Here is a 10,704-nt window from a genome sequence, read left to right as displayed (position 1 = left end):
CACGCAGCGCCGCTGCGCTCTCCTCACGCGGGTTGCGAGGCACCGCACCAGACGCCGCTCGCTGATCCGGCCTGATCCACACGACACCCCCTAGCGCAGCCGCATGGCCAGCGTCACGACGGCGCCCATGGCCCCGGCGCTGATCGCCAGCCGGTCGGTGACCAGGCGGGTCAGCCACAGTCCGCGGCCGCTGGTCGCGCCGTCCAGCCCCGGCAGGATCTGCGGGATGACGTCCTCGGAGAAGCCGGGGCCGGAATCGCTGATCCGGCACTCCAGCTCGTCGCCCACCCGCCGCAGCAGCAGGGAGCCCTTTCCGCCCGCGTGTTCGATCGCGTTGCTGGCGATCTCGTCGACGGCGAGGACGAAGTCACCGCGGCGGGTCTCGCTGAGCCCGGCCCAGGCGGCACACTCCTCGACGAGGACGCGCAGCCGGGGCAGCTCCCCGGCGGTGAAGCGGCGGTGCAGGAGCTGTTCCAGGTGTGCTCCGGCTCGGTTGGCGGACCGACGACGACAGTCGGCTGGCACCAGGGCCTCCCGTGTGACGAGGGTGAGCGACATCAGGGTCGGTGAAGCAGCCGAGGGTATGGGGTGTGGGGCGCCATTGGGGGGTGTGACCACAAAAGGCATGTCATATCGGCAGTGCGACTGGAAATGACTAAGAGAGAGTCGGTACGTGCTCATCCGCGTATCGCTTCGGATCGACCGGCAGGGCGGTGGCCCCTCGCACGCACGGTCACCGCCGAGGGGCGAGGCGGGGGAGGAGACGGCAGAGTGAGGCCATGAAGGGACTTCTGGGCGCACTGAAGACCGAGCACCGCGAGCGGCTGATGGCGCTCGCCCACGATGTGTCCTTCCCCTCGGGCGGCCGCATCTTCGAGGAGGGCCGGAAGGCGGACCACTTCTGGGTCATCCGCACCGGCGCGATCACCCTCGACCTGCGGGTCCCGGGCCGCCGGGCCGCGGTGATCGAGACCCTGGGCCCGGGCGAGCTGATCGGCTGGTCGTGGCTGTTCCCGCCGGAGACCTGGCACCTGGGCGCGGAGGCGCTCAGCCCGGTGCGCGCGTACGAGTTCGACGCGGAGGCGGTGCGCCGGCTGTGCGACGACGACCCGGAGCTGGGCTACGCCCTCGCGCTGGCCTGCGCACAGGTGATCGGACGGCGCCTCCAGGCCGCCCGCGGCCGGCTGCTGGACCTGTACGGGCCGTACGCGGGCGGCATGTCCCCCTGACGGGGCCTGGGCCGCCCGCTGACGCCGCCGGGCGGGCCCGGACTGCGTAGGGTCGTCGTCCGCACCGCTGATCGCGGAGAGGCGCGCCTGAGGGCCGAATGGCCCCTTCCCCCTTCCCGCGGCAGGACGTAAGAGTGGGCAGCCGGATCACGACCGGCGCCCCGTGCGCTACGGAGGAGAGGGCAGTGCCCGAGACAGCCGACACCGCCGACGCCGGGGGAGTCGACCCGGCCGCCGAGCCCATCGGGGTCTTCCTGCTCGACGACCACGAGGTGGTGCGACGGGGCTTGCGCGATCTGCTCGACGCGGAGCCCGATCTCGCGGTCGTCGGCGAGGCGGCGAGCGCCCGCGAGGCCATCGCCCGCGCCCCCGCCGTACGGCCCCACGTGGCGGTGCTCGACGTACGGCTCGGCGGGTCGGGGGAGAGCGCCGACCACGAAGGGATCGCGGTCTGCCGGGAGTTGCGGGCCCGGATGCCGGATCTCGCCTGCCTGATGCTCACGTCCTTCGACGACGACGAAGCGCTCTTCGACGCCATCATGGCGGGGGCCGCGGGCTATGTGCTCAAGCAGATCAACGGATCCGACCTGGTGTCCGCCGTACGCACCGTGGCGGGCGGCCGGTCCATGCTCGACCCGGGGGCGACCGCCCGCGTCATGGCGCGGCTCCGCGGGCCCCAGCCCAGCACGCCCGACGAGCTGGAGCGGCTGTCCCCGCGCGAACGGGAGATCCTGGAGCTGATCGGTGACGGGCTGACCAACCGGCAGATCGCCGAGCGGCTGTTCCTCGCCGAGAAGACCGTCAAGAACCGGATCTCCTCGATCCTGTCCAAGCTGGGAGTGAGCCGGCGCATCCAGGCGGCGGTGATCGCCGAGCGGATCAGGGAGCGCGAGACGGGCCGGTGAGCCCCGGGCCGGTGAGCCCCGGACCGGTGGGCGCCGGGCTGAGTGAGGCGGGCGCCGGTGCCGGAGTCGCGAGGGGCACGAGGCCGGCTCCCCATCCGGCCCCGCACCCCACGCCGGGCGGGACCGGCCGGTCGTGGTCGCTCATCACCGCGGTGGAGTGAGAGCCCGGCCGCCCCGTGGTCCACCGGCTCACACCGCCTCGCGCCAGCGTCCCGCGTCCCGCTCCGGCGGGCGAGGGCCGAACGGCCCCGGGCCCGGGGCCGGATGGGCCGCCGCGCCGCCCGCCGCCCTGCCGCCCGCCGCCGTGGCGCCCGGGGGACTACTCCAGGATCTCGACCGGGTCGCCCAGCCGCAGCGTGCCCGTGCCCTCCGGCACCAGGTTCTGCCCGAAGAGCAGGGCGTCCCCCACCCGCCGGTGCCGCGCCAGGGTCCGCAGCGGCTCCTTGCCGCGCTCACCGGTGCTCTGGTCGGTCGTGGTGATGACACAGCGGGAGCACGGCTTGCACACCCGGAAGACGACCTCGCCGACCCTTATCCGCCGCCAGTCGTCCTCGGCCCACGGCGCGGTGCCGTCGATCACGATATTCGGCCGGAAACGGTTCATCGGCAAGGGACCCTCATCGGGGTGATCCCCCTGGGCGATGAGCGAGTTGAGCGCGTGCAGCGACGCGGTGGTGGTGAGCAGCAGCGGAAACTCGTCGGCGAGGCTCACGGTCTCCCCGCCGCGGGCGTACTCCGGGGTCAGGGGCCGCCGCCGCGTGGGATCGTCGAGGTGGACCAGCCGCGCCCCGGTGCCCAGGAAGTCGCTGAACCAGGCGTCGGCCTCGGCTCCCGCCGGCACCACCTCGACCTCCGTCCGCGCCAGCATCACGGGGAAGGCGGCCCGCGACGGCGCCGACGGGTCCCCCGGCCCGGGCGCGGTCACCCGCAGCGGCTTCCGGCCCTCGGCGCTGAGCCGGACACCGCCGCCCGGCAGCAACTCGGCCGAGGCGAGCGCCAGCCTCGGCTGCTGGCGCTGGGTCACATAACGCCCATTGGGCTCGACGACCATCCATCTGCGGTCACCGGCCAGCCCCCACGGCTCCACGACCGCGGCACCGGGCGCCAGACCCGCGAGGGACTTGACGGGGTAGACGTGGAGGGCGCTCAGCTCTGGGTTGACCATGCCGAACATCCTGCCAGCAGGGTCCGACAGACCGGGATGGCCGCGGGGTGAACACCAGCCGGGGCCCGGCGTTCCGAGGAAGGAACGCCGGGCCCCGGCCGGGTTGCGAAGGGTGCGCGAGGAGAGCGCTGGGGTCAGTAGCCGCCCCCCGGCTGCTGGGGACGCCCCGGGTACTGCTGCTGACGGCCGTACGGGTCGTCGTACGGGGACGGCGCGGGAACCGCCGGGCGGGGCGCCGCGGGACGCGGCATCGCCGGGCGCATCGCCTCGTACCCGTTCGGCGCCGCCGGGCGCGGCTGCTGCGCCCCCGGGTAGCCGCGCGGGCCCGCCTGCGGCGGGATGTACGGGGAGGGCGCCTGCTGGAGCCCGCCCGGCTGCATGCCACCGGGCTGCATTCCGCCCTGCTGGGGCGCCTGCTGCTGGTAGCCCTGCTGCGGGCTCTGCTGCGAGGGGGCGGCCGGGAGCGCGGGAAGCGCCGAGGGCAGTGCCGGAAGGTGGCTTCCGCTGTCATACGCGGAAGGCACCCGGATGGGTGCGATCTGAGGCGTTCCCCGCTCGGCGACAAGGCTGTCGTAGATGGGGGTGTCCGGGAAGGACGGCGAGGAGTAGTAGCCGCCGCCGTAGGTGCTGCGGGGGGAGGTCATAGACCATAAGTTAAGCCCACCATGTGCTGATTGGGGAGCCCGGTAGGTGGGTTGTTTTCAGTGTTCGGAACGGTCGTGGACCCCCAATCGGCTGGAACTCGGGAAAAACGGTCGTCAGGGTACGTTGAGATCCTGTAAAGAGCGCGTTTTCAGAGGGTCACATGCCCGTCCAGAAGATGAAGCGAACAGAAAGACAGGGGGACCGCATGGCGATGCGCAAAGGCAGCAACATCCAGGTCACGGCAGGGGCGGTGCGCGTCGAACTCGGCTGGCGCTCCGGCCCCGGAGTGCCGGACGTGGACGCCTCCGCGCTGCTGCTGGTGGCCGGAAAGGTTCGCTCCGACGCGGACTTCGTGTTCTACAACCAGGCGGTGCACGCCTCGGGTGCCGTACGGCACGAGGGCAAGCGGACGGCCGGTGACACCGTGACCGACACCCTCGCGGTCGATCTGGGCCGCGTGGAGCCCGCGATCGAGACCGTGGTGCTCGCCGCCTCCGCGGATGGCGGAACGTTTGGCCGGGTGCCCGGCCTGCACATCCGGGTCCTCGACGCGTCCGGCGGCGCGGAGATCGCCCGCTTCGACAGCGAGGACGCCTCCGTGGAGACCGCGTTCGTCCTCGGCGAGCTGTACCGCAGGCAGGGCGGCTGGAAGTTCCGCGCGGTCGGCCAGGGATACGACAGCGGGCTCGCGGGCCTCGCCACCGACTTCGGCATCAGCGTCGACGAACCGCAGCACGCGCCCGCTCCCGCCTCCGTCCCCGCGCCCCCGGCCGCGCCGCCCGCCCCGCCCGCCGTGCCCCCGGCTCCGCCGTCGGGGCCCCCGGTCGCCGGCTTCCCGCCGCCGTCCGCGGCCGCCCCCGCGCCCTTCCCGCCGCCCGCGCCCGCACCGGGTCCGGGTCCTGGCTCTCCGGGCGCGCCGGTGAGCCTCAGCAAGGTCACGCTGACCAAGGAGGCGCCCGCCGTCTCGCTCACCAAGCAGGGCGGCACCTCCGGCGCCCTGCGGGTCAACCTCAACTGGCAGGTGCACAAGCAGTTCCAGGGGTGGGGCCAGAAGCTCGGCCGGGCCCTGGCCCTGCACGGCGACCTCGACCTCGACCTGGGCGCGCTGTTCGAACTCGCCGACGGCAGCAAGGGCGTGGTGCAGGCGCTCGGCAACTCGTTCGGGTCGCTGCACCAGCCGCCGTTCATCCAGCTCGACGCCGACGACCGGACCGGTTCCCGGGCGACCGGCGAAAACCTCACCGTCAGCCTCGACCACAAGGACGCGTTCCGCCGCATCCTCGTCTTCGTCACCATTTACGAAGGTGCGCGCAGCTTCGCGAACCTGCACGCCACCGTCACTCTTCAGCCACAATTCGGCGCGCCGGTCGACTTCTCCCTCGACGAGTGCACCGTCCCGTCCACGGTCTGCGCGCTCGCGCTCATCACCAACAACGGCGGCGACCTCGTCGTCCAGCGCGAGGCCCGCTATCTGGTGCCGGACCGTGGCGTCAGCCCGCAGCGCACCCTCGACCACGCCTACGGCTGGGGCATGAACTGGACCCCCGGCCGCAAGTGAGAATCCGGCCACTTCTTGGCGGCCACACCCCTGTCAGGGCGCGGCGCTGGGGCGGGCGTAGGTGCGCCCCTTCCAGGCCGCGCCCCGCCCCAGCCAGTGCCGCGCCGCCGAGTCGACGGTCATCAGCAGATACAGAAACGCCGTCAGCGGCAGCAGCGGCGCCAGCCAGAGGGTCTGCCGGTAGTAGCGCAGCATCGGGACGTACGTGGCGGCCATCAGCGCCCACGCGGCGGCGCCCGCCGCGAGAAGCGCCGGGCGCCCGGTGACCACGCCCGCGCACAGCGCGACGGGCGGCGTGAGATACACCACCGCGAGCCCCGCGACCGTCGCCATCAGCAGCAGCGGATTGTGCCGCAGCTGGGCGTACGCGCTGCGCGACACCATCCGCCACAGCTCGCCGAGCCCCGGATACGGCCGCACACTGTCGACCCGGTCGGCCAGCCCCAGCCAGATCGCCCCGCCGGAACGCTTGACCGCCCGGGCGAGCGCCACGTCGTCGATGACCGCCTGCCGGATGGCCTCCGGGACCCCGGCCCGCTCGGCCGCCTCCCGGCGCAGCAGCACGCAGCCGCCCGCGGCGGCCGCCCAGCGCCCCCGGCGCCGGTTGACCCACCGGAACGGATACAGCTGGGCGAAGAAGTACACGAACGCCGGGACGACCAGCCGCTCCCAGCCGGTGGCTACCCGCAGCCGCGCCATCTGCGACACCAGGTCCAGGCCGTGCGCCCGGGCGGCCCGCACCAACTCCCGCAGCGAATCCGGTTCATGGGCGATGTCGGCGTCCGTCAGCAGCAGGAACTCGGCCTTGTCGCCGGCCGTGGCGAGCGCGATGCCGTGCCGCACCGCCCACAGCTTCCCGGTCCAGCCGGGCTCCGGCTCGCCCGGCGAGCCGACGGTCAGCGGCAGCCCGCCGCAGGTGTCGGCGAGTTCACGGGCCAGCTTTCCGGTGCCGTCGCGGCTGCCGTCGTCGACGAGGAAGACCTCGGCCGATCCCGGATAGTCCTGGGCGAGCAGCGACGGCAGGCTCGCCGGCAGGACGGCGGCCTCGTCCCGGGCGGGCACCACGACGGCCACCGAGGGCCAGTCGCCGGGCTCCTCACCGGCCGGAGTCCCGGGGGCGCCGGGCGGCGTCCGGGGCAGCCGGATGTCCGTACGCCAGAAGAACCCCTGGCCCAGCAGCAGCCACACCCATGCCACCAGGGCCCCGACGGCGATCCACGTCAGCGCGCTCACCCGCCGCAGTCTGCCCCAAGCCGTGCCCGGGCGGTGGGGACTCGGGGCCGATCCTTTAAAGTGACGGGGTGAAGATCGCGCTAATGGACTCCGGATTCGGCCTGCTGCCCACCGCGGCCGCGATGCACCGCCTTCGACCCGACGCCGATCTCGTCCTCTCCTCCGACCCCGACGGCATGCCGTGGGGTCCGCGTACGTCCGAGGACGTCATCGAACATGCCCTGGCCTGCGCCCGCGCCGCCGCCGCGCACCGGCCCGACGCGCTGATCGTCGCCTGCAACACCGCCTCCGTGCACGCCCTGCCCGCGCTGCGGGCCGAGCTGGAGCCCGGTCTGCCGGTCATCGGGACCGTACCCGCGATCAAGCCCGCGGCGGCCGGCGGCGGGCCCATCGCGATCTGGGCGACGCCCGCCACCACCGGCAGTCCGTACCAGCGCGAGCTGATCCGGGACTTCGCGGACGGCGTCGAGGTGACGGCCGTGGCCTGCCCCGGTCTCGCCGACGCCGTCCAGCACGTCGACGACGCGGCGATCGACGCCGCGGTGGCCGCCGCGGCGGCCCGTACCCCGGACGACGTCCGGGCCGTCGTCCTCGGCTGCACCCACTACGAGCTGGTCGCCGAACGCATCCGGGCCGCCGTCCAGCCCGCCGGTGCCCCGCCCATCGCCCTCCACGGGTCGGCCGGGGCCGTCGCCGCGCAGGCCTTGCGCCGGATCGGCGCCGAGCCCTCCCTGCCGCCCGGCGCGGCCGCGTCCGCCCGCGGCACGCTCACGGTCATCCTCAGCGGCCGCGAGGCCACGCTCCCGCAAGCCGCGCTCCGCTACGCCGAGGGCCATCTGCTGGCCCCCGTCGCCCCCGTGCGGGGCTGACCGGGCCCTCTTCCACCGGGTCACCGGCTCACCGGCTCACCTGCCAAAACGCGGTCGTCGGCTGCCGTGGTAGCGGAACGTGAGTACCCTGCCAGTCATGAGGCCCCACGCCGAGGACCCCGAACACCACGGCAAGCAGACCCCGGGCCAGGGCACGCCCGCGGTCTGGACCGGTCATGCCCACAACCGGGTGCAGTGGGTGCTGGCGACCGCGGGCGCCGCGTGCGTGGCGCTCGGCATCGACCTCGCCGTCGCCTCCCCCTGGACCACCGGGCTCGCCCCGCTCCTGATGTCGGTCATCGGCTGCCTCGCCGCCGGACTGCTGATGATCTTCGGCACCCTCGCCTTCGTCCACGTCGCGGTGCGGGTCGACGAGGAGTGCCTGGAGGTCCGCTGCGGCCACATGGGGCTGCCCCGCCGCCGCATCCCCCTCAGCGACGTGGTCCACGCCGATGTCGCCCCCCGCGTCACCCCCTGCCAGTGGGGCGGCTGGGGCTACCGGTGGCGCCCCGAGAAGGGCACCGCGGTGGTGGTGCGGCGCGGTGAGGGGCTGGTGCTGCGGCTGGGGGACGGGCGGGTCTTCACGGTGACGGTGGACGACGCGGAGGCGGCGGTCCGGGTCATCCGCGACCGGTTGCGGATGATCGCGACCCGCACGTCCCAGGTCTAGGGGTGTCGTGTGGATCATGCCGGGCTCCCGACGCCGCTGTGACATCAGCCGCTGCCGCGGCGGGCGGCATCTCGCGGCCCCGCGCTCGTCGCACGCAGCGCCGCTGCGCTCTCCTCGCGCGGGTTGCGAGGCTCCCCCAGCTACCGCTGGGAGGTGCCCCCTGCACCAGACGCCGCTCGCTGATCCGGCCTGATCCACACGACACCCCTGGCGGGCCCCTCTCCCCCACCCCGCCCCTTCCCGAATCCGGGGACACCCCGGGCCCCGGCGGCGGCTCCGCCCGGCGGTGCGGGGCCAGGCGGACGCGTCCTCCGAGCCGAGCGTGGTGGAGCCTTTACGGGGCCGCGCAGTTCGGCGCGGCACGGTGAGCCGGGGCTTGGGCGCGCCGGTTGCTCCGCCCCGGCGGGGCTGGTGGGTCGGCTGTGTGGTGCGGCCGCGCACCGGATCGGTGAGCTGGGGCGGGCCGGGCGAACGGCGGGGCGAGCCGAGGTCTGGCCCGGCGGTACTGGCGGTGCGGCCCGGGCAGCGGGCCGTATCGGGGCCGCGCGCGGGGGCCGGGGCGCCGGGGCGTCAGCCGGGCGCAACGGGATGTGCGTACGGGCCCCTCGGCGGCGGCCGGTGCGGTGGTCACTGCCCCTGACGCCGCCGCGTGGCGTCAAGGGGCGGCTTGCAAGTGGCGGGCCGTCGCCAGGCCCGCCAGGAGGCCCGCTCCGGCCGTCACCTGCGGAAAGCTGAGCGCGTTGCCCAGGGTCGCCTCGACGGCCAGGGCCGTCAGCGCGGCCGCCGCCGTCAGGGCGACCGGTGTGGAGCGGGGTGAGCGCCACAGCGCGTACAGCATCCACGCGAAGGCCGCGCCCAGGAGGGCCACGCCCGGCAGGCCCTGGCCGGCGGCCTGCTGGAGCGGGGCCGAGTGCGGCGTGATCTCCGCTTCGGGTGACGCGGCGGCCGCCGGGCTCAGCTCCGCGAAGAGGTCGGGCCCCGCGCCGCGCAGCGGGTCCGCGGCGGTGAGGTGGGCCGCGTCCTGCCACAGGCGGATCCGGTGCTCGGTGAGGTGGGACCGCAGCGACGACGGCAGAGCGCCGGGCACCGCGCCCGCCGCGACCGCCCAGCATCCGCCGACGGCGATCGCGGCGATCAGGCCGAGCGCGGCCAGTGCCGCGAGCCGCCGCCGCAGCCGGGCGGCGGCCAGGGAGCACAGCAGGACCGCGCCGCTCGCGGCGCCGCCCGCCGGTGGGCCGCTCACCACGGCGGTGAGCGTGATCGTCAGGGCCAGCAGCCACAGGGCCGACCGGAGCGCGGCCCCACGGGCGGCCCACGCGGCGCAGCAGGCCGCGCCGGTGGCCAGGGTGAGCTGGGCCGCGTCGAGCCCCTGGTGGCCGCTCGGGCCGGTGCGGGTGGCCAGGGCCAGGCCGAGCCCCGCGAGCCCGGCGGCGGCCGCGCAGGCGACCGGCAGGAGCGACCCGGCGATGCGGCCGCAGGCGTACCCGGCGGCCACGGCCAATACGGCGAGCAGCACCCCCTCGGGGCGCGCGGTGCGCCCCATGGCGGAGATGAGCGCCCAGAGGGCGCAGAAGGCGAGGATCGCCACGCCCGCGATATCGGGCGCACTGCCCAGGGCCCGGCTTCGGTGTTCGCTGTCGTGGTCCCGGTCGTGTTCCTGTACGACCGGCCCCAGCGCTGATGACGTCATCCCGTCGACCCCCCGTCGTGACGGGCATCGCGCAGCGACGGTAAGCCGCGTCGCGAGCCATGCACCGGGAACGGTAGCGCTTGGCATGAGGTATGTGTATATGTTGCGCAGAAACGATGTGTCAGTGGTGAAACGCACCCCGAGCGCGCAGAACGGGCGCCCGGCGCGGGCCACCGGCGCGCCCGCGGCCCGGCCGGTACCCTCACCGCATGGCGACCCCCGACTTCATCCGCGGCCTGCGGGCCTCCATCGGCCATGAACTTCTCTACCTGCCGGGCGTGAGCGCCGTCGTCTTCGACGACGAGGGCAGAGTGCTGCTGGGCCGTCGTGCCGACAACGGCCGCTGGGCGATCATCTGCGGCATCCCCGAACCGGGCGAGCAGCCCGCCACGGCGGTCGTGCGCGAGGTGCTGGAGGAGACGGCGGTGCGGTGCGTTCCGGAGCGCATCGTGCTCGTGCGGACGTTGGCGCCGGTGACGTACCCCAACGACGACCGGTGCCAGTTCATGGACGTCTGCTTCCGCTGCCGCGCGGTGGGCGGCGAGGCGCGGGTGAACGACGACGAGTCGCTGGACGTGGGCTGGTTCCCGCTCGACGGGCTGCCGGAGCTGGCGGACTTCTCGCTCACCCGGATCAAGCAGGCGCTCGGCGAGGGGCCGACGTGGTTCGAACCCACCCCCGCGGAGTGAAGAGTGTGCCGGGCCCCCATGGGGCCGGGTGCGGGCGCCGCCTAAGGTCCC

General features: G+C 74.5%; 11 protein-coding genes. 6 read left to right on the top strand and 5 right to left on the bottom strand.

From position 1 onward, the window contains the following. Positions 1-90: 90 nt before the first annotated feature. Complete coding sequence (locus ABZ562_RS39110; protein WP_361489633.1) at positions 91-558, bottom strand: ATP-binding protein; 468 nt, start codon at positions 556-558, stop codon at positions 91-93. A 221-nt stretch (positions 559-779) separates the two neighbouring features. On the opposite strand from ABZ562_RS39110, the gene ABZ562_RS39105 reads away from it, so the two are divergent. Further along, positions 780-1,229, top strand: a complete 450-nt coding sequence (locus ABZ562_RS39105; protein WP_361489631.1) for a cyclic nucleotide-binding domain-containing protein — start codon at positions 780-782, stop codon at positions 1,227-1,229. A gap of 185 nt (positions 1,230-1,414) precedes the next feature. Beyond that, on the top strand, positions 1,415-2,134 hold the full coding sequence (locus ABZ562_RS39100) for a response regulator transcription factor (RefSeq protein ID WP_361489628.1): 720 nt from the start codon (positions 1,415-1,417) through the stop codon (positions 2,132-2,134). Positions 2,135-2,453: 319 nt separating this feature from the next. Here ABZ562_RS39100 and ABZ562_RS39095 read toward each other — a convergent pair whose 3' ends face one another. After that, the gene (locus ABZ562_RS39095) at positions 2,454-3,299 is read right to left on the bottom strand and encodes an MOSC N-terminal beta barrel domain-containing protein (protein WP_361489625.1); all 846 of its coding nucleotides are present in this window, start codon (positions 3,297-3,299) and stop codon (positions 2,454-2,456) included. A 134-nt stretch (positions 3,300-3,433) separates the two neighbouring features. After that, positions 3,434-3,943, bottom strand: a complete 510-nt coding sequence (locus ABZ562_RS39090; RefSeq protein ID WP_361489622.1) for a DUF6643 family protein — start codon at positions 3,941-3,943, stop codon at positions 3,434-3,436. A 212-nt stretch (positions 3,944-4,155) separates the two neighbouring features. Between ABZ562_RS39090 and ABZ562_RS39085 the strand changes: the two genes are divergently transcribed. Continuing rightward, entirely contained in the window at positions 4,156-5,502 is a 1,347-nt protein-coding gene (locus ABZ562_RS39085) for a TerD family protein (protein WP_361489636.1), read from the top strand. A gap of 33 nt (positions 5,503-5,535) precedes the next feature. On the opposite strand, the gene ABZ562_RS39080 is transcribed toward ABZ562_RS39085, so the two are convergent. Next, entirely contained in the window at positions 5,536-6,735 is a 1,200-nt protein-coding gene (locus ABZ562_RS39080) for a glycosyltransferase (protein WP_361489620.1), read from the bottom strand. 68 nt (positions 6,736-6,803) lie between these two features. Here ABZ562_RS39080 and ABZ562_RS39075 point away from each other — a divergent pair, with 68 nt between their 5' ends. After that, positions 6,804-7,604 (top strand): aspartate/glutamate racemase family protein, encoded by an 801-nt coding sequence (locus tag ABZ562_RS39075; protein WP_361489617.1) that lies wholly within the window; start codon positions 6,804-6,806, stop codon positions 7,602-7,604. A gap of 97 nt (positions 7,605-7,701) precedes the next feature. Beyond that, entirely contained in the window at positions 7,702-8,274 is a 573-nt protein-coding gene (locus tag ABZ562_RS39070) for a hypothetical protein (protein ID WP_361489614.1), read from the top strand. Between the two features lie 655 nt (positions 8,275-8,929). Here ABZ562_RS39070 and ABZ562_RS39065 read toward each other — a convergent pair. Then, a complete protein-coding gene (locus ABZ562_RS39065; RefSeq protein ID WP_361489611.1) occupies positions 8,930-9,964 on the bottom strand; it encodes an O-antigen ligase family protein in 1,035 nt (344 codons plus the stop codon). 209 nt (positions 9,965-10,173) lie between these two features. Between ABZ562_RS39065 and ABZ562_RS39060 the strand changes: the two genes are divergently transcribed. Then, positions 10,174-10,653, top strand: a complete 480-nt coding sequence (locus ABZ562_RS39060; RefSeq protein WP_361489609.1) for an NUDIX domain-containing protein — start codon at positions 10,174-10,176, stop codon at positions 10,651-10,653. Positions 10,654-10,704: the final 51 nt, after the last annotated feature.

Source organism: Streptomyces sp. NPDC019937 (assembly GCF_040631655.1).
In the GTDB taxonomy this organism is placed as follows: domain Bacteria; phylum Actinomycetota; class Actinomycetes; order Streptomycetales; family Streptomycetaceae; genus Streptomyces.
Note: the sequence above shows the minus strand (reverse complement) of the source record. Positions and strands in the feature narration are given on the sequence as shown.